Here is an 18019-nt window from a genome sequence, read left to right as displayed (position 1 = left end):
TTGGCGGACATGCGACGGACGAAGGCGTACCGGGCACACGTCGGCACACGCGTGGCAGCCGCGAGCGCCGTCGGCGCCCTGGCGCTGGCGGGTGTGGCGCTCGCACCGTCCGCGAGCGCGGCGGCGGGCTGCACCGCCACCTACGCCGTCACCAGCCAATGGGGCGGGGGGTTCGGCGCCGACGTCGTCGTGACGAACCTCGGCGACGCGGTGAGCGGCTGGACCGTCAGCTGGACGTTCGCGCACGGCCAGACCGTGAGCCAGGCCTGGAACGCCGCGGTGACCCAGTCCGGCCCGACGGTGACGGCGACCAACCTGGGGTGGAACGCCACGCTACCGACGAACGGCGCCGCGTCGTTCGGCTTCATCGGTTCCTCTCCTCAGTCCACGAACGCGGTACCGACGAGCCTGACGCTCAACGGCACGGCGTGCACCGGAGCGGTCGCGCCCACGTCGAACCCGACGACGACCAGCCCGACGACAGCAGCGCCGACCACACCGGCCCCGACCGGCGCGCCGACGCCCAGTCCCACCGCGACACCCACATCCACCCCGACGACGACGCCGCCGGGCTCCTGGCAGGCCGAACGTCTCGACCGCGGCATCATCAGCGTCCGCTCGGGCGGCGCGAACCTCGTGCAGTGGCGCCTGCTCGGGACGGACGCCCGCGACGTCGGCTTCCACCTCTACCGGGACGGCGCTCGCCTCACGTCCACACCGCTCACGGGCGCGACGAGCTACCTCGACCAGGGGGCTGCGGCCTCGGCCCGCTACACGGTCCGCGCGGTCGTCGGCGGCTCGGAGCAGGCGCCGTCGGCCGCCAGCCTGACGTTCGCGAACGGCTACCTCGACGTCCCGATCTCGAGGCCCGGCTCCGACTACACCGCGAACGACGCGAGCGTCGGCGACCTCGACGGCGACGGCGACCTCGACATCGTGCTGAAGTGGGACCCGACGAACGCCAAGGACAACTCCCAGTCCGGCGTCACGGGCAACGTGTACCTCGACGGGTACCGCCTGGACGGCACGCGGCTGTGGCGGATCGACCTGGGTCGCAACATCCGGGCCGGCGCGCACTACACCCAGTTCCAGGTCTACGACTACGACGGCGACGGCGCGGCCGAGGTCGCCGTGAAGACCGCCGACGGCACGCGGTCGGGGACCGGCCAGGTGATCGGCAACGCGAGCGCGGACTACCGCAACTCCGCCGGCTACGTGCTCTCCGGCCCGGAGTACCTCACCGTCTTCGAGGGCGGTGACGGCCGTATCGGCGCGACCGCGGACTACGTGCCCGCGCGCGGTACGGTCTCGAGCTGGGGCGACTCCTACGGCAACCGGGTCGACCGGTTCCTCGCGGGCACGGCGTACCTCGACGGTGTGCGGCCGTCGATCGTCATGGCACGCGGTTACTACACGCGTGCGGTCGTCGTCGCGTGGGACTACCGCAGCGGCACGCTGACGCGGCGCTGGACGTTCGACTCGAACAGCTCGTCGCAGGGCAACGCCGCGGTGGCGGGGCAGGGGAACCACGCGCTGGCGATCGCGGACGTCGACGCCGACGGACGGCAGGAGATCGTCTACGGTGCCGCGGCGATCGACGACGACGGTCGCGTGCTGTGGAACACCGGAACCGGCCACGGTGACGCGGCGCACCTGGGCGACCTGATCCCCTCCCGGCCCGGGCTGGAGTACTACAAGGTCACCGAGTCGACGTCACAGCCCGACTCGTGGATGGCGGACGCCCGCACGGGGCAGATCCTGTGGCGCACGAACGCGACCACGGACAACGGCCGCGGTGTGTCCGACGACGTCTGGGCCGGTTCGCCTGGCGCCGAGTCCTGGTCCGCGGCCGACGGCCAGATCCGCAACGCCTCCGGTCAGGAGATCGGGCGCAAGCCTTCCTCGACGAACTTCCTGGCCTGGTGGGACGGCGACCCGGTCCGCGAGCTCGTCGACGCCACGCGGGTCGACAAGTACGGCACGGGCGGCGACACGCGCCTGCTCACGGCGTCGGGCGTGCACGCGAACAACGGCACCAAGGCGACGCCGTCGCTGTCCGGTGACCTCCTGGGGGACTGGCGCGAGGAGATCGTCTGGCCGACGAGCGACGACTCCGCCCTGCGGATCCACGCGACGCCGATCACGACGAGCGTGCGCCTGCCCACGTTGCTGCACGACCAGACGTACCGCGTGGCGGTCGCCTGGCAGAACACGGCGTACAACCAGCCGCCGCACACCGGCTTCTTCCTCGGCGACGGCTTCAGTGCACCCGCGTGGCCGTCGGTCTACACGCCCTGACCGGCTGCCTGGACACAGGGGGTGAGAGCTTCCGGGAGCGCCGTGCGCCGACTGCGGCGCTTCCGGTGGAGTGTCGCGGCTCAGCGCGAGGCGTGCGCGGCACGGAAGGCGTCGATCGCCGGGTCGCGCACGAGCTCGGCCTCGTCGCCCAGGAACACCGCGACGAGCGTGGCCGCTGGGTCGGTGTCCAGGTACGGCAGGTAGGTGTCCCGCCACGTCCACAGGTTCGGGTGCTGGTAGACGTCGCACGCCTCGGCAGGCGTCAGCATGGCCACGGCGCGCTCGAGCTGGATCCGGCTGAGGCGGTACGCGGCCGTCCCGGACGTGTGCCCGACGACGTGGGCGACCACGACCCCGGGCAGCCGGTGGTCCGTGCTGTTGACCAGCGGGAAGTGCTCCGGTCGCGGCGCCGCGTCGTCGGACGGCACGAGCCCGACACCGTGCGCGACGGGACGCACCCAGCCGTCGATCGCGAGCTCGAACGCGTCGCGTGCTGCCGAGATCTCGTCCGCCGTCACCCAGGTCGCCATGCCGAGACCCTGGCAGAACCGAGGTCAGCGGTCACCCCTAATTGCGGGCTTGTCGTGCCCGCGCGCCCCTACGATCGGTCGATGCCGTCGTCCGAGGAGCGCCTGGACACCCGCCAGCGCGAGCTGCTCGCGCAGTGGCTTCCCGGTCTCCGGGTGCTGCACGACCACAGCTGGGGCCTGGTGGGCACGACGGTGCTCGAGGTCGTGCACGGCGACGAGCACCTGGCGGTCAAGGCGGGCGACGCCGCCGACCACCACCTCGCGCGGGAGATCACCGCGCACGAGCGCTGGCTCGGCCCCTGGACGACGACGGGGCGGGCGCCCGCCCTCGTGCACGCAGACCGTGACGTGAAACTCCTCGTCACGCGGTGGCTCCCGGGCACACTGGTCCTCGGCTCGGACGCGGCAGGTGACCCCGCGACCTACCGCCAGGCCGGCACGCTGCTCGCGGCGCTCCACGCGCAGCACGCGGTGCTCGACGACGAGTACGAGCGGCGCGCGAACCTCCGCCTCACGCGTTGGCTCGACTCGCCGCACCGGATCGACGAGACACGCGTGCGACGGATCCGCGAGCTCGCGAGCACCTGGCCGACGCCGCCCGCCCGCCTCGTCCCCACGCACGGCGACTGGCAGCCGCGCAACTGGCTCGTCGACGGGGCAGTGGTGCGCGCGATCGACTTCGGCCGCGCCGACCTGCGCCCGGCGGTCGTGGACCTCGTGCGCCTGGCCGCGCAGGAGTTCCGGCACGACCCGGCGTTGGAGCCCGCCTTCTTCGAGGGCTACGGGGACGACCCGCGCGAGCCGACGGCGTGGGCGCGCGTGAGGTTGCGCGAGGCCGTCGGCACGGCGGCGTGGGCGTTCCAGGTCGGCGACGAAGCGTTCGAGGCGCAAGGTCACCGCATGATCGCCGACGCGCTCACGGCGTTCGGCTGACCGGTGCGGGCCGCGGCGGCCCCGCACGCCCGTCGTCAGGACCGGACGTTCCCGATGCGCAGGTGGTTGCCGAAGGGGTCCCGGATGCCGAAGTCTCGGCCGTAGGGCTGGTCCATCGGCTCCTGGGTGACGTCCACCCCGGCCGCGACGAGTCGGTCGAACGTGCCGTCCACGTCGTCGGTGGCGAACGCCAGCCAGCCGCCGCCGGCGCCCTTGGTCACGAGGTCGCGCACCCGCTCCGCGGTCGCCTCGTCGTGCGCCGGGGGACCGGGACGCTCGAGCAAGATCTCCTTGCGGTCTCCCGGCACACGGACGGTGAGCCAGCGCATCGGACCGAAGTCCACGTCGGCGCTCACCTCAAGACCGAGCAGGTCGACGTAGAACGTCAGGGCCTCGTCCTGGTCGAGGACGAAGATCGATGAGAGGTTGTTGCGGACGAGCATCTCGAGCCTCCTGGCCGTCGTGCGGGTCCGGCCCGGTGGCCGGTACTCGTCACGCTAAGGGCGGGGGAGGCAGGTGCGCTTCTCCGAAACTGCTCGGCCGGCCCCAGGCCATCGTGAACGTCCCCGACGACGGCTGCGGCAGCCCCGCGACCTGCTGGCGGTAGGCCGTGGGGGAGCAGCCGACGATCTCCGTGAACGTCCTGCTGAACGTGCCGAGGCTCGTGAAGCCGACCTCGAGGCAGAGGTCGGTCACGCTCGTGCTCGTCGTGCGCAGCCGGAACATCGCGCGCTCGACACGGCGTCGCTGCAGGTACCGGTAGGGGGTCTCGCCGAACACGCGACGGAACTCGCGCGAGAAGTGCGACGGCGACATGAACGCGACCCGAGCGAGCGCGGCGACGTCGAGCGGTTCCGCGTACCGCCGGTCCATCGCGTCGCGGGCGCGCAGCAACCGACGGTTCACGTCCTCGCTCTGGCGGCTCACGCGCCCATCCTCGCGCGCACGGCGCGTCGACGAGCCGTGCGCGTGGGAGCCGTGCGCGCGCGTCCTGCTCGGCGACGTCGCCTAAGGCCGGTCGGCCAGCTCGGGTGGCCATACGACGGTGAACCGCTCGCAGACGATCTCGTCCTGCTCTGACCACGTCGCCCCGCGCGCGGCGCAGGTCCGGGTCCAGTACTTCCGGTGCTCGCGCCGCCAGCTCTCGAGCGTGCGGTCGTCCTCGCCCTCGGCGTGGGCGAACTCCGCGTCCACCTGGTCGAACGTGGCGATCCGCAGGTCGGTGCTCCGCAGGATCACCGACGGCCTGCCGGCCCCGTCGCACGCGACCCAGTGCCCGCCGATCCGTGGCAACGGCTCGCCGCGCGCAGCGAACTCCTGCACGAGCTCGGCCGTGGCGCGCTTGGGTCCGTGCGTCACGGCACGCAGCAGCTCGTCGGCCAGCCGGGGGGAGTCGCCGAAGTACTCGACCGTGTACTCACCGCCCGTGGCGGCGGCATGCGGGAAGACGGCCGCGTACCCGGCCCAGAACGCGTCGGCCGCCTCGCGGTCGACGATCGGGAGAGTCGCGGAGGCCGTCTCGTCAGTCACGGGCACAGCCTGCCCTCGAGTCCACCCGCTGACCAAATGTCGAGAAGCCGGGGAGTCGACGCGCTCAGCCGACGCATCGAACGGATGTTCGATGCGTCGGATCGGGTTGGAACGATCCGGCCACTCGGCGCTGCGGGCCACCGGGGCTTGACATCGCGAGGGCCTGCCTTATCGTTTGTCGATACATCGAAGAACGATAACTCGAAGGCGGGGGACGAGCGTGCTCAGCAGTGGGGCGACGGACGCGCGGGAGCGGCAGGCGCTGGCGGCCCGGGTCTCGGTCGTCGTGCTCGAGGGCCTGCTGTGGGCGCTCCTGACCGTCGTGCTGGTCACCAACGTGGCACGCCCGCTCGCGGGAGACGCGATGCTCGGCATCGGCGAGGGTCCGTACTGGGGCACGACGCCGTCGGTGACGGCGGACGTGTCGGACGCGGTGTGGGAGCGCGCCTTCGAGACCCTGGGCGACGACCTCCCGGCCTTCGGGCCGGGGATGATGGTCGGCGGCCCGTTCGAGCGCGGCGAGTACGTCGAGGCGACGCTCCCGAACCGGACGGACATCTCCGTCTGGAGCCCGATGACCTTCCGACAGATGGTCGCAGTGGCCGGCGCTCCGCTGCTGTCCGGAGTGGTGGTCGCCGCTGCGCTGGCCCTGGCGATCCGGATCGTCCGCGACCTCCGCCGTGGAAGGCTGTTCGACGCCGCTAACCTCACGCGCACTTACCAGATCGCCGCGGTGCTGGGCGTCGGCGGGATGATCGCCGAGGTCGCCACGGCATGGGGCCGCATCGGCGTGCTGACGAGCCCGCGGCTCGCCGGCTACGTCGACGTGGACTGGACGGTGTCGTTCACTCCGTTGGTGCTCGGGCTGACGATCGCTGCGGGCGCCGAGATGCTGCGGCTGGGGATCCGCATGCAGCGCGATGTCGAGGGCCTGGTATGAAGCGCCACGAGGAGCGTGCCGCCGAGGACGAGCCCAGTCTCATCGAGGTCCGTCTCGACGAGCTCCTCGAGGCGCGCGGCCTGACGCTGACCGAGCTCGCCAAGCGCGTCGACATCACGCTCGCGAACCTCTCGGTGCTGAAGAACGGCCGAGCGCGCGCGGTGCGCTTCTCGACGCTCGCGGCGATCTGCCGCGAGCTCGACTGCCAACCCGGTGACCTGCTCGTCTACACGGGTCCAGGCCCGCACTGAACTAACGCCGATAATGTACATTATGTCAGAACGTGTGGGAGGCCTACGGTCGATCGGGAGTCGCCCTACCTCGGAACCAGCGTGCGCGAGGGCTGTGCGCGCTCGTCGGTCAGGCGGGCTGCCACAGCTCGATGCGGTTGCCCTCCGGGTCGGTGACCCAGCCGAACCGCCCGACACCGGGCATGTCCTGGATCTGCGCCGAGACGTCCGCACCCTTGTCCCGCAGCTGGTCGAGCATGGCGTCGAGGTCGCGGACACGGAAGTTCAGCATGGTGCGCTGGTCACGTGAGCCGAAGTAGTCCGTCTCGGGGTCGAACGCCGCGAAGACCGTCGGCCCCGCATCGGGGAGCCACAGCCCGTTCTCGTCGACGTCCAGCCCGAGGCACTCGCGATACCACGCGGTCAGGCCGACAGGGTCGGTGGCCCGGATGAAGTACCCGCCGATCCCCTGCACGCGTTCCATGGCGGCAGTCTGCCAGGGTGCGGCGCTCAGCGGTGGCGCGGCAGCTTGAGGACGTAGCGCTCCTCGGTGATGTCAGGGTCACGCGGCAGCTTCATGCGCTCGCCGGTGCGGGTGAAGCCCGCGCGGACGTACAGGTCCCCCGCCGCGTTGTTGCCGTCGACGAGCCACAGCGACACGGTGCGTGCACCGTCCGCGATCGCCGCCTGACGGATCGCGTCGAGCAGCGCCCAGCCGACTCCGCGTCGCCGCGCCTCGGGGGCGACCCACAGGCTGATGACGTGCCGGTCGTCCGTGGGCGAGCCGGGCTCCTGGAGCATCGAGACGAGGCCGAGCACCTCGCCGTCGTCCGCGGCCGCGAGCCAGGTCGGCACGGTGCGCACGCGCATGCGCCAGTGCTTCTCCTTGAAGCGCTCCTCGCGCTCGAGTGACGACCCGAAGGCGAAGGCATCCTCGCGGAGTGCGCGCAGACGGATGTCGCGCACGCGTGCCCAGTCGTCTTCAGTTGCCAGGGAGATCTGCACGTTCACAGGATGCCGTACAGCAGGGGTCTCACCTGGCACCGCCATGCCCCAGCGGGTCAGGTTGCGAGCGCGCGACGTCGGCGATCTCCTCCTCCGGCCGGGGCGGGATCGTCTCGTCGACCTCCAGCAGGGGCACCTCGTCGGTGCGACCCACGTCGGGCTCGGATCCGTGCGCCTCGCTCATGAAGCCTCCTCGTAGGTCAGGTCGATCGACTCCCCCGGCGCCAGCACGACGAGCTCGGAGCCGCGGACGAGGCGCCCGACGAGCCCGTGGACGAGCGCCAGGCCGTTCTCGTTCAGCATGCCGTCGTGGAACGGGACGATGCGCCGCGCCCCGACGTCACGCGCGCGGTCGATCGCCTCCGAGAGCAGCAGCCACGGCCCCGACACCGGGAGCAGCAGCACGTCGGGCTCGTCGGAGGTCTGCACGTGGGCGTCGCCCGGGTGCAGCACGCCGGCCACGAGGTACGCGACGTTCGCGATGCGCGGGATGTCGGGGTGGACGATCGCGTGCCACTCCCCCAGCGCGCGCACCTCGAACCCCGCGGCGTGGAAACGGTCACCCGCAGCAACAGCATGCAGAGAAGACTCGGGAGCACCCGCGGCCCGCACCAGTGCGAGCGCCGCCGGCGGTCCCCACAGCGGGATGCCACCGGCGACGACCTGCGCGACGCGTTCGACCGCGAGGTGGTCGGCGTGCTCGTGCGTGACAAGGATGGCGCCCGCTCCGTCGAGCGCCGACTCGACGTCGGACAGGGTCCCGGGGTCGATCACCAGGTGGCGGTCTCCCTCGTCGATCCGGACGCAGGAGTGGCCCCATCGGGTCAGGCGCGCAGTCATGCGGTCAGTCTCCGCTCTCACCAGGGTCGACGCACGTCGCCACGCCCCGCTTCGTCATGGTCTGTCCCGCGCTCCCCGGCCGGGTGCTGGCGCGCGCGGCGCATCGCACCAGATACGGTTGCCCGGTGCTCGTGCTCGGTGTGTGCAGCCTCAAAGGTGGCGTCGGCAAGACGTCCGTGACCCTCGGCCTGGCCTCCGCGGCCCTCGAACGTGGCCTGCGGACCCTCGTCGTCGACATGGACCCCCAGGGCGACGTCACCATGTCGCTCGGCGCGCGCCCGGACGAGGGCGACATCTCCGACGTGCTCGACGCGCCGAGCGCCGAGAGCGTGGCCTCGGCCACGGTCGCGAGCACCTGGGCGGAGAGCGGCCTCGACGTCCTCGTGGGCTCGGAGCGCAACGCGCGGCACGACCGGCTCGGCGACGACGACCTCGATCGGCTGCGGTTCGCGCTGTCCTGGGTGCACGACTACGACCTCGTGCTCGTCGACTGCCCCCCGTCGCTCGGGTCGCTCACGCGCACGGGGCTGACCGCGTGCGATCGCGCGATGGTCGTGACCGAGCCCGGCCTGTTCGCCGTCATGGCCGTCGGCCGTGCGATGCGCACGATCGACGAGCTGCGGCGCGGCCCCGCGCCGTCGCTCCAGCCGCTCGGGATCACGGTCAACCGCGTGCGGGCGCGCTCGCTCGAGCAGGCCTACCGTCTCGAGGAGCTCGGCAACCTGTACGGCCCGCTCCTGCTCACACCCTCGGTGCCGGAGAGGGCCGCGCTGCAGCAGGCCCAGGGCGCGGCCCAGCCCGTGCACGCGTGGCCCGGGGCGGCCGCGGCCGAGCTCTCGGGCATCTTCGAGGCATTGCTCGAGCGCGCGCTGCGTGCACCCCGCCGCTGAGAGAACCTCCGCAGACGACGAGACCGTCCGGTGCGACATGCGCTCCGGACGGTCTCGGACGACGTGAGCCGGTCAGTCAGCCGGCGGTGCGTGCGCGGCGACGCAGCGCGAGCTCGTCGTGCGGGTTCTCCCCCGCGGGTGCCTCGACCTCGTCCTCGGCGCGCTCGGTCGGCAGCTCGGCGAGGCTGCCCTCGACCTCGCGCCACACGCGACCGACGGCGATGCCGAACACGCCCTGGCCACCCTGCACCAGGTCGATGACCTCGTCGGCCGACGTGCACTCGTAGACCGAGGCGCCGTCCGACATCAGCGTGATCTGCGCGAGGTCGTCGACGCCGCGCTCGCGCAGGTGGCTGACCGCGGTCCGGATCTGCTGCAGCGAGACTCCCGTGTCGAGCAGTCGCTTGACGACCTTGAGCACGAGGATGTCGCGGAAGGCGTACAGGCGCTGCGTGCCCGAGCCGGTGGCGGGCCGGATCGACGGCTCGACGAGCCCTGTCCGTGCCCAGTAGTCGAGCTGGCGGTAGGTGATGCCCGCGGCGCGGCACGCGGTGGGGCCGCGATAGCCCGTCGCAGTGTCCAGGTCGGGCAAGTCGTCGTCGAACAGGAGGCCCTGCGCGCGCTGCGGGACGCCTGGGACGTTCTCCGCGTTCTCGTTGGCCACGCTTTCCTCCACTCGTTGCGCATGAGCCGTGCACTCGCCCGACCGCGCCTGAGGTAACGCTAGGCACGTGGGTGCCCCGACGCAACGACGCGCGGGGCGTGTCGCGGTCGGCGTGTCTGAACTTCAACCTGAGAGTGAAGGTTAGTGCGCGCGCCGCGTGACCAAGCCGCTATGGACCGTCACCCTGCTCGAAGTCCTCGGGGGTCACCCGGTCGAGGAACTCGCGGAACTTCTCCACCGCGTCGTCGGGATCGCCGTGCTGCACCTCGACGCCGGCGACCGCGACCACCTCCGCGGAGCACAGCACCGGGATACCGAACCGTAGCGCGACCGCGATCGCGTCGGAGGCACGTGAGTCGACCCGCGCGCCGTTCCCGAGCTGCAGCTCGGCGTAGAACACGCCGTCCTCGAGCCGCGTGATCGCCGCGCGCCGGACCTCGTCGCCCTCGGCGAGGACGAGGTCACGCAGCAGGTCGTGCGTCATCGGACGGGGCGGGACCACGCCGGCCTGCGCCGCCGCGATCGCCCCGGCCTCGTGCGGACCCACGAGGATCGGCACGACGAGCTCGGAGTCGGGGTCCAGCAGGAGCACGACGTTCTCGTCCACGGTCGGGTGCCGACGCACTCCGACCACCTCGACGACGACGAGCTCAGGGTCCACGAGTCCACGCTACGTCCACCGCCCCCGATCTGCGCCCGACGCGACGTGAGCCCCGCCGACCGGACCGGACGGCGACCCCCGGGGACAGGTCGCTCAGGGCAGGAGGTCGGCGACCGACGAGCGCACCAGCGCGGTGTGCATGCGCGCGCAGAGCTCACCGAGCTCGGCCGCCATCGTGGCCGCACGGGCCCGCGACGAGGCGTTGCGCTGCCCGCGCCACGGGGCGACCGCCTGCTCGACCAGGTCCGCCTGGCGCTCGGCCGCGGTGCGGAACTGACGCAGGTGGCGGACGTCGATGCCGTGCTCGGACAGCGCCGCCGCCGTCACGACGATCTCGCGCGCCCAAGGCTCGAACCCGCCGCCAGGGCTGGGCGTCAGGACACCGGCCTCGACCAGCTCGGTGACGAGGGCGGGCTCGACGCCCGCGTCGGACGCGAGCGCGTCGGCCGAGACCCGGGTGTCCGGGCGCTGCAGCACACCGTCGGCGGTGGCGAGGCGCGCCCGGGGAGTGGGCTCGTCCTCCTCGCCCGCGTCCAGCGCGGCGAGGCGGTCACCGATCACCTTCAGGGGCATGTAGCGGTCACGCTGCTGCCGGAGCACGAACCGCAGCCGCTCCACGTCGGCCGGCGAGTACTGGCGGTACCCGGACGGCGTGCGGACGGGCTCCACGAGCCCCTGCTCCTCGAGGAAGCGCAGCTTGGACGGCGTGACCGCAGGGAACTCGAGCTGCAAGGCGGCGAGCACGTCGGAGATGCGCATGCTCGCGCGGCGCGAGATGCCCCGAGGCCAGGGCTCGTGCTCGGCGTCGTCCTGCGTGACGGGCACGTCCTGCGGTAGTCGCCGGGCGCGCGAGTGCGGCGCCGCGCTCATGCTCGGCCGCCGATCGACCGCGTCATGCGTCCTCGCGGTGCGGGCTCGGGTGGAACGTCATCCGGTACTTGCCGATCTGCACCTCGTCGCCCGCACGCAGCGTCGCGTCGTCGATCCGCTGCCGGTTCACGTAGGTCCCGTTCAGGGAGCCGATGTCCCGCACGACGAACTGCGTCCCCTCGCGGACGAACTCCGCGTGCTTGCGCGAGACCGTGACGTCGTCGAGGAAGATGTCCGCCTGCGTCGACCGCCCGGCGACCGTGCGGTCCGCGTCGAGCAGGAACCGGGCACCGGCGCTCGGCCCACGCTGCATGACGAGAAGTGCCGACGTGGCAGGCAGGGCATGCACCGCAGCCGACTCGTCAGACGTCAGCCCGACCGGCGCGCCCTGCTCGATCTCGACGGGTCCGACGTGACCGAAGTTGACCGTGGTCTCGGGGCCGGCGGCGCGAGAGGTCCGCTCGTCGTCGGGCATGTGGCCTCCTGTGTCCGTCATCGGATCGTCCGTCGACCCTTCGTCAGGGCGTGCGCCGATCGCACCACCCTATGCAACGCCTGGCGTCCGCGCAGCCCTCTGTCCGGGTCACCGCACGCCGCGTGTCGCGCCTCAGCTGCCATCGGGTGGCGCGGGGGTCGCGTAGCTCGGGTCGGGCAGCCGGCGCAGCGCGGTGATCGAGACCTCGTCCCGTTCGTCGACCGTGCCGGTGGCGCCCGTACCGCGGACCGTCGCCATCGCGCCGCCCGGGATCTGCAGGGCGATCGAGAGCGTCGACGGGTCACCGATCGCGAGCCACACGTACGGCGCGCGCAGCTCGACCCCGTCCAGCAGCACGCGGCCGCGCGCACCGGTGAACGACGAGCTGGCCGTCACCCGCTGGTCGTTGAGCTGGATCGCCTCCGCACCGGCGTTGCGCAGCTCTTCGAGCATGTTGAGCATCGTCACGGGCTGCAGGCCGTCGTCGGGGTCGAGCAGGGTCACCTGGACACCCGGGCCCTGGGCGGGCAGACGACCCGACAGGATGCCCTGCGTGATCGCGCTGCGGCGCAGCGAGTCGATCGCGGCCGCGTGCCGGTCGGAGCCCGACTCGAGGTCGTCCCGCTCGCCGCGCAGCTCGGCGACCTCGCGCCGCAGCTGGTCACCACGCTCGGTCGTCTCGTCGAGGATGCGCACGAGCTCGGACTGGCGCAGGCCGGAGAGTGCGCTCTCGTCGTTCTGCCGCACCTGCACGACGAGCGCGAACCCCAGCAGCGCGCACAGCACGCCGGCGATCAGCTGGGAGCGGTTCGCCCGGGGCGCCATGGCACGAGCGAGCAGCGCCCAGCCGCTCTGCTCACCGCTCGTGGCGGGGGCGTCGCCCTCCCCCGTCGCGTCGTCGCCCTCGGTGGGCTCGTCGGCCGAACCGGGGTCGTCGTCGACCGCGCGCGCACCGGGCTCCGCTTCCGACGCGGTCTCCGGGCGGGGCTCGCCGAGGGCGACCAGCGCGATCGCGCGCGTCTCGACGTCCAGCTCGTGCGCGACCGGGTCGACCGAGCGGCTCATCGCGTCGTTCCAGGCGTCGTCGTCCATCCGGACGTCGTCGGCGTCCCGCTCATCGTCTCGACGCGTGCCGTCCGCGCCAGCTCCTTCGTCGTCGACGGGCACGAAGATCTGGGGCACGAGCGGTCCCGCGTCCGCGAGGGCAGCCTCACCGGGCCCCTCCGCATCGCTGTCCGGGGGGATCTCCTCGTCGGACGTCGCGTCGTCGTCGGGCGTCACGTCGACGTCGACGGAGCCCGCCTCACCGTCGTCCTCGTCCTGCGCGGCGTCGTCCCGGACCGTGTCGTCTCGAGCGCCGTCCGGCCCAGCGGTGTCATCCCGAGCGGCGCCTTCCCGAGCGGCGTCGTCGTCGTGGACGCCGTCGGACGCGTCGTCGAGGTCCCCGACAGGCAGACCGGTGCCGTGCTCGTCGGGGGTCGAGTCGCGGTCGTCGGTCATCGTCAGGCCTTGAACAGGTGCCGTCGGATCGACGCGGCGTTCGAGAAGATGCGGATCCCGAGGACCACGACGACGGCGGTCGACAGCTGGCTGCCGACCCCGAGCTGGTCGCCGAGGAAGACGATGAGCGCCGCGACGATCACGTTCGACAGGAACGAGATGAGGAAGACACGGTCGTCGAAGATGCCGTCGAGCATCGCGCGCACGCCGCCGAAGATCGCGTCCAGCGCCGCGACGACCGCGATCGGCAGGTACGGCTGCAGCTCGGCGGGCACGGTCGGCTGCAGGACCAGACCGGCGACCACGCCGACGACGAGCCCGATGACGGCGATCACTGGCGGTCCTCCCCTGACTTCGCCGCGGTCCCGGGCGAGCGGGCCGTGGACGCGTGCTGCGCCGACACTGCCACACGTGCGGCAGCCGACGAAACCGCCGATCCGGTGGCGGCGATCGGGACGGCCGCGTTCGACGGTGCCGCGCCGACCTGGCTGAACGGCGAGCGGTTCTGCGTGGACGTGGTGGTCGGATCGGTGGGGGGCGCCTCGGGCGTGGGCTGCAGCGCATCGGGCAGCTGGGCGTCCGGGACGCTCGCGTGCCGGAGCGTCACCTGCCCGACGCCGGGCAGCGCGAGCGCGTCCTGCCGTGAGATGTCGACGCCGATGCCGTAGTTGGAGCTCAGCGCCGCCAGGAGCTGCCCGGCCGTGCCCTGCGCGAGCCCGGTCTGCAGCGTGACGGGGTTCCCGAGCGCCTCGACCCGGTAGGGCCCGGACAGCGGCACGAGGTCCACGAGCACGGCACTGCCCGCGCTGCGGATCGCCGTGGTCGCCGTGATCCGCTGGTCGTTGATCGCGACGGCCTCCGCACCCGCCGCCCACAGCCCGTTCACGACGATCTGCAGGTCGACGTCCTGGACACGTGAGTCGTCGTCGGACGCGTCGGTCTCCGCGGTCGGCGCGTCGGACAGCTCGACCCGCAGACCGGGCCCGCTCACGGCCGTCTGACCGGCCTCCACCGCGCCCGCCGCGGCCAGCTGCTGCAGCTGTGTGCTGCCGGAGCCGACGAGCGCGGACTGGAGCGCGGCGATGTGCGCGCTGAGCTCAGCGGCCTCGTCCTGCAGGGCGACGGCCTCGTCGTTGCGCTCGCCGATGCTCGACTCGAGCAGCTCGCGCGCCTGCTGCGCGGCCGCGGTGGGCTGGTGCAGCGCGATCGCCGCCGCCGAGCAGGCCAGACCCACCGCGACGGCGACGAGCAGGGTCAGCCCTCGACGCCGCGCACCGGGGGGCACCGCCTGCCCCGAGGCCCGGCGCTGGGCGACGAGCGTGTACCCCTCGTCGAGAGACGTGCTGTAGACCTCGTTGAGGAGCGTCATCGAGGCGTCGGGCCGACGCGGCTCGGTGTCCGGCGTCGAGTGCCGCGTCGTCATGCGGGGGCTCCGCCCGGCTCGTCGCCCGCGTCGGGCCCTCGGGACCCGGGTGCGGGACTCGTGGCGTCGCGGCCGCGCAGGAGGCGCCGTGCCTGCAGGAGGTACAGCGCACCGGCGAACCAGTAGAGGCCCACACCCCACAACGCGAACGCCCAGCCGGCGACCTCCGCGACCGTGCCGACCCACGACTCCCACGCGGCGATCAGCAGCAGCGGGAACGCGTAGAGCAGCGCGAACGTGCCGGCCTTGCCGGCCAGGTGGACCTGCGGCGGGGGGAACCCGGCGCGGCCGAGGACGATGAGCATCACGCCCAGCACGACCTCACGCGCGAGGATCACGACGAGCAACCACAGCGGGACGACACCCCGCCACACGAGGCCGACGAGCGTGACGGCGATGAACAGCCGGTCCGCCGCCGGGTCGAGCAGCTGTCCCAGACGCGTGACCTGGCCGAGCCGCCGGGCGAGCACGCCGTCGAGCCAGTCGCTCGCGCCGGAGACGCCGAGCACGAGCACCGCCCACCCGTCCTGACCGGTCGCGATGAGCACCGCGAAGACCGGGACCAGCAGGAGCCGGACGAAGCTGATCGCGTTCGGCACCGTCAGGATGCGCGTGCTGACCGGCGGCTGGTGGTCGCCACGGACTGGCTGCTGCGCCTGCTCGGTCACTCCCGCGCACTCTCCCGTCGACTCGTCGTTCTGCGCGCCGATCCTATGCGGCCCGTGTGACGTGCACGGACGTACCGCGCGGACGTGAGGCGACCGTGCGAGGCTGACGACGTGCACACCAACGATCCCGCGGTCGTCGACCGGCTCCTGCGCACTCCCGGGCGATGGGCGGTCGTCGGGCTGTCGAACAACACCTCGCGTGCCGCGCACGGAGTGGCGGCGTACCTGCAGCGGATCGGTCAGACGATCGTGCCCGTGCACCCCGATGCCGAGGCCGTGCACGGCGCGCAGGGGTACGCGACCCTCGCCGACGTGCCTGGCGAGGTCGACGTCGTCGACGTCTTCGTGAACTCCCGCCTGGCTGGCGCGGTCGTCGACGAGGCGGTCGCGCGCGGCGCGCGCGCCGTCTGGCTGCAGCTCGACGTGATCGACGAGGACGCCGCGGCACGTGCCGCGGCCGCGGGGCTCGACGTCGTCATGAACGCGTGCCCCGCGATCGAGGGGCCCGCGCGCGGGCTGTGACCGCCCGCTGCGACCGGGCGGCGAGCGGACGCTGTGCCCGAACTCACGCGGGGCGGTCCCGCCGCTTCTGTGCCAGACGCGGCCCTGGCCGGTAGGATCGGTTCGATCGCGGAGTTCGTCGCGTCCCCCAGATGTGAGCAAGGTGATGACGCCCGCCGCCGGTGAACCGGTGGAGCGGGCGTCTCGTGTGCGAGTGGCACCGGTTCTCGGTGCCCTGTGTCGGGGCTGCGACAGCCGTGCGCCACCCGGGCGCCGGTTCAGTCCTCCCTCGACCGGAACGGCCCCACATGTCGCTGCCCACGGGCACCACTGCGCCCTCGCACGCCCCCACGACCTCCGAGACGCCCGCCGAGGCGCCCGCCCTGACCTTCGACCACCTCGGTCTGCCCGACGCGCTGCGGCGCGCGGTGGCCGACCTCGGCTTCACCACGCCCTCGGCGATCCAGGAGCGCGCGGTGCCGGCGCTGCTGGACGGCCGCGACCTGCTGGGCGTCGCCCAGACGGGCACCGGCAAGACCGCGGCGTTCGGCCTCCCCCTGCTCGCCGCGGTCGACCCCGAGCTCCGTGCGGTCCAGGCCATCGTCCTGGCCCCGACGCGCGAGCTCGCGATGCAGGTCTCCGACGCGATCGCGTCCTTCGCCCGGCACCTGCCCGGCATCACCGTCGTCCCCGTGTACGGCGGCTCGCCGTTCCTGCCGCAGCAGCGCACGCTGCAGCGGGGCGCGCAGGTCGTCGTCGGGACCCCCGGCCGCGTGATCGACCACCTCGAGCGGGGCTCCCTCAAGCTCGACCAGGTGCGCTTCATGGTGCTCGACGAGGCCGACGAGATGCTCCGCATGGGCTTCGCCGAGGACGTCGACAAGATCCTCGAGCGTGCGCCCCGCAAGCGTCAGGTCGCGCTCTTCTCCGCCACGATGCCCGCACCCATCCGCCGCGTCGCCGACGAGCACATGGTCAACCCGGTCGAGGTCACGGTCGCGCGTCAGTCCTCGACCGTCACGACGGTCCAGCAGACGTACGCCGTGGTCCCCCATCGCCACAAGGCCGGCGCGCTGGCGCGGGTCCTCGCGGTCAGCCCGGCCGACGCGGCGATCGTGTTCGTCCGCACGCGCGGCGCCGCCGAGGAGCTCGGCAGCGCGCTCGTCGAGCGCGGCATCTCGGCCGCGTTCATCTCCGGCGACGTCGCCCAGGGCGACCGCGAGAAGATCGTGGAGCGCCTGCGCGGGGGTGCGCTCGACGTGCTCGTCGCCACCGACGTCGCGGCGCGTGGCCTGGACGTCGAGCGGATCGGGCTCGTCGTGAACTTCGACGTCCCGCGCGAGCCCGAGACCTACGTGCACCGCATCGGCCGCACGGGCCGCGCCGGTCGCGACGGCGTGGCGCTGACGTTCGTCACGCCGTCGGAGCAGTCGCGGCTGCGCGTCATCGAGCGCACGACGCGCACCAGCCTCGAGCAGGTGACGATCCCGTCGCCCGCCGAGGTGAGCGCCCACAAGGTCCGGTCGCTGCTCGAGCGCGTGCCGCAGCGCATCGAGGCCGGGCGGCTCTCGGTGTACCGCGACGCCGTGAACGCGCACCTGGCCGCCGACGACTCCGTCGACGTCCGTGAGCTCCTGGCCACCGTGCTGGCGCTGGCCGTCGGCGACGAGGGACCGGGTTCGACCGACGACCTGGACGACGCGCTCTCCCGGGCGGCGCTGACGCCCGAGCGGCCCGCGCGGACCGGTGCCCACCTGCGCGACGGCCAGGGCGGCCACGAGCGCCGGCGCACCAACACCCACATCGCCGGCGGCCCGCCGCGCTGGCGCGTCGCGGTCGGTCACCGTGACGGCCTGCAGCCGGGCGCGCTCGTCGGTGCGCTGACGGGTGAGGGCGGTCTGACGGGCGCCGACGTCGGCAAGATCGACATCTTCGCGAGCTTCTCGCTCGTCGACATCCCCGGGGGCCTGTCCCCCGAGGTCGTCGACCGGCTCTCGCGTGCGCGCGTCGCCGGGCGTCCGCTGCGGATCCGCCTCGACTCGGGCCCGCGCCCGGGCCACG

The 18019-nt window shown here is 72.9% G+C and carries 23 protein-coding genes; 7 read left to right on the top strand and 16 right to left on the bottom strand.

Annotation, left to right across the window (positions count from 1 at the left end; genetic code table 11):
- Window positions 1-9 precede the first annotated feature (9 nt).
- Window positions 10-2298 carry a cellulose binding domain-containing protein gene (locus CWIS_RS03585; protein ID WP_048341871.1) on the top strand — a complete coding sequence of 763 codons (2289 nt, stop codon included), beginning with the start codon at window positions 10-12 and terminating at the stop codon, window positions 2296-2298.
- A gap of 80 nt (window positions 2299-2378) precedes the next feature.
- Here the strand turns inward: CWIS_RS03585 and CWIS_RS03580 are convergent, their stop codons facing one another.
- Window positions 2379-2828: a hypothetical protein gene (locus CWIS_RS03580; RefSeq protein WP_048341870.1), complete on the bottom strand. Its 450-nt coding sequence runs from the start codon at window positions 2826-2828 to the stop codon at window positions 2379-2381.
- Window positions 2829-2909: 81 nt separating this feature from the next.
- Here CWIS_RS03580 and CWIS_RS03575 point away from each other — a divergent pair, with 81 nt between their 5' ends.
- Window positions 2910-3761, top strand: coding sequence for an aminoglycoside phosphotransferase (locus tag CWIS_RS03575; RefSeq protein ID WP_048341869.1), 852 nt, complete (start codon window positions 2910-2912; stop codon window positions 3759-3761).
- Between the two features lie 35 nt (window positions 3762-3796).
- Here CWIS_RS03575 and CWIS_RS03570 read toward each other — a convergent pair whose 3' ends face one another.
- The 3 genes from CWIS_RS03570 to CWIS_RS03560 form a co-directional block, all read right to left on the bottom strand.
- A complete protein-coding gene (locus tag CWIS_RS03570) occupies window positions 3797-4204 on the bottom strand; it encodes a VOC family protein (RefSeq protein ID WP_048341868.1) in 408 nt (135 codons plus the stop codon).
- 49 nt (window positions 4205-4253) lie between these two features.
- On the bottom strand, window positions 4254-4688 hold the full coding sequence (locus CWIS_RS03565; protein WP_048341867.1) for a helix-turn-helix domain-containing protein: 435 nt from the start codon (window positions 4686-4688) through the stop codon (window positions 4254-4256).
- Between the two features lie 81 nt (window positions 4689-4769).
- Window positions 4770-5291, bottom strand: coding sequence for an ASCH domain-containing protein (locus CWIS_RS03560; protein WP_048341884.1), 522 nt, complete (start codon window positions 5289-5291; stop codon window positions 4770-4772).
- A 220-nt stretch (window positions 5292-5511) separates the two neighbouring features.
- Here CWIS_RS03560 and CWIS_RS03555 point away from each other — a divergent pair, with 220 nt between their 5' ends.
- A complete protein-coding gene (locus CWIS_RS03555) occupies window positions 5512-6231 on the top strand; it encodes a DUF2975 domain-containing protein (RefSeq protein ID WP_048341866.1) in 720 nt (239 codons plus the stop codon).
- Complete coding sequence (locus CWIS_RS03550) at window positions 6228-6482, top strand: helix-turn-helix transcriptional regulator (RefSeq protein WP_048341865.1); 255 nt, start codon at window positions 6228-6230, stop codon at window positions 6480-6482. Before CWIS_RS03555 ends, CWIS_RS03550 begins: the two co-directional genes overlap by 4 nt.
- Window positions 6483-6591: 109 nt before the next feature.
- On the opposite strand, the gene CWIS_RS03545 is transcribed toward CWIS_RS03550, so the two are convergent.
- Genes CWIS_RS03545 through CWIS_RS03535 form a run of 4 tightly spaced genes read right to left on the bottom strand, consistent with a single transcriptional unit; the run spans window position 6592 to window position 8306 of the window.
- Entirely contained in the window at window positions 6592-6945 is a 354-nt protein-coding gene (locus CWIS_RS03545; protein ID WP_048341864.1) for a VOC family protein, read from the bottom strand.
- A 26-nt stretch (window positions 6946-6971) separates the two neighbouring features.
- Complete coding sequence (locus CWIS_RS03540) at window positions 6972-7466, bottom strand: GNAT family N-acetyltransferase (RefSeq protein ID WP_048341883.1); 495 nt, start codon at window positions 7464-7466, stop codon at window positions 6972-6974.
- A 28-nt stretch (window positions 7467-7494) separates the two neighbouring features.
- Window positions 7495-7650 carry a hypothetical protein gene (locus CWIS_RS18585; protein ID WP_170210845.1) on the bottom strand — a complete coding sequence of 52 codons (156 nt, stop codon included), beginning with the start codon at window positions 7648-7650 and terminating at the stop codon, window positions 7495-7497.
- Window positions 7647-8306 carry an MBL fold metallo-hydrolase gene (locus CWIS_RS03535; RefSeq protein ID WP_048341863.1) on the bottom strand — a complete coding sequence of 220 codons (660 nt, stop codon included), beginning with the start codon at window positions 8304-8306 and terminating at the stop codon, window positions 7647-7649. The genes CWIS_RS18585 and CWIS_RS03535 overlap by 4 nt, the downstream gene beginning before the upstream one ends.
- Before the next feature lie 125 nt (window positions 8307-8431).
- On the opposite strand from CWIS_RS03535, the gene CWIS_RS03530 reads away from it, so the two are divergent.
- Window positions 8432-9196: a ParA family protein gene (locus tag CWIS_RS03530; RefSeq protein WP_048341862.1), complete on the top strand. Its 765-nt coding sequence runs from the start codon at window positions 8432-8434 to the stop codon at window positions 9194-9196.
- 76 nt (window positions 9197-9272) lie between these two features.
- On the opposite strand, the gene CWIS_RS03525 is transcribed toward CWIS_RS03530, so the two are convergent.
- The 8 genes from CWIS_RS03525 to CWIS_RS03490 all read right to left on the bottom strand — a co-directional run bounded on the left by CWIS_RS03525 (window position 9273) and on the right by CWIS_RS03490 (window position 15457).
- Window positions 9273-9860, bottom strand: coding sequence for a MerR family transcriptional regulator (locus CWIS_RS03525; protein WP_048341861.1), 588 nt, complete (start codon window positions 9858-9860; stop codon window positions 9273-9275).
- Between the two features lie 169 nt (window positions 9861-10029).
- Window positions 10030-10521, bottom strand: a complete 492-nt coding sequence (locus CWIS_RS03520; RefSeq protein WP_048341860.1) for a bifunctional nuclease family protein — start codon at window positions 10519-10521, stop codon at window positions 10030-10032.
- A 93-nt stretch (window positions 10522-10614) separates the two neighbouring features.
- Entirely contained in the window at window positions 10615-11391 is a 777-nt protein-coding gene (locus CWIS_RS03515; RefSeq protein WP_053071521.1) for a MerR family transcriptional regulator, read from the bottom strand.
- Between the two features lie 22 nt (window positions 11392-11413).
- Window positions 11414-11887, bottom strand: a complete 474-nt coding sequence (locus CWIS_RS03510) for an FHA domain-containing protein (RefSeq protein WP_369796467.1) — start codon at window positions 11885-11887, stop codon at window positions 11414-11416.
- A 111-nt stretch (window positions 11888-11998) separates the two neighbouring features.
- The gene (locus CWIS_RS17405) at window positions 11999-13366 is read right to left on the bottom strand and encodes a DUF881 domain-containing protein (RefSeq protein ID WP_053071520.1); all 1368 of its coding nucleotides are present in this window, start codon (window positions 13364-13366) and stop codon (window positions 11999-12001) included.
- 2 nt (window positions 13367-13368) lie between these two features.
- Entirely contained in the window at window positions 13369-13701 is a 333-nt protein-coding gene (locus CWIS_RS03500) for a small basic family protein (protein ID WP_048341858.1), read from the bottom strand.
- Window positions 13698-14789 carry a DUF881 domain-containing protein gene (locus CWIS_RS03495; RefSeq protein WP_053071519.1) on the bottom strand — a complete coding sequence of 364 codons (1092 nt, stop codon included), beginning with the start codon at window positions 14787-14789 and terminating at the stop codon, window positions 13698-13700. The genes CWIS_RS03500 and CWIS_RS03495 overlap by 4 nt, the downstream gene beginning before the upstream one ends.
- The gene (locus tag CWIS_RS03490) at window positions 14786-15457 is read right to left on the bottom strand and encodes a CDP-alcohol phosphatidyltransferase family protein (RefSeq protein ID WP_048341857.1); all 672 of its coding nucleotides are present in this window, start codon (window positions 15455-15457) and stop codon (window positions 14786-14788) included. The genes CWIS_RS03495 and CWIS_RS03490 overlap by 4 nt, the downstream gene beginning before the upstream one ends.
- Before the next feature lie 111 nt (window positions 15458-15568).
- On the opposite strand from CWIS_RS03490, the gene CWIS_RS03485 reads away from it, so the two are divergent.
- Both CWIS_RS03485 and CWIS_RS03480 read left to right on the top strand, forming a co-directional pair.
- Window positions 15569-15979, top strand: coding sequence for a CoA-binding protein (locus tag CWIS_RS03485; RefSeq protein ID WP_082156183.1), 411 nt, complete (start codon window positions 15569-15571; stop codon window positions 15977-15979).
- 287 nt (window positions 15980-16266) lie between these two features.
- Window positions 16267-18019: DEAD/DEAH box helicase (locus CWIS_RS03480; RefSeq protein ID WP_048341855.1), on the top strand; the 1753-nt coding region annotated here is incomplete at its 3' end.

The organism is Cellulomonas sp. A375-1 (genome assembly GCF_001040865.1).
GTDB classification, from domain to species: domain Bacteria; phylum Actinomycetota; class Actinomycetes; order Actinomycetales; family Cellulomonadaceae; genus Cellulomonas; species Cellulomonas gelida.
Note: the sequence above shows the minus strand (reverse complement) of the source record. Positions and strands in the feature narration are given on the sequence as shown.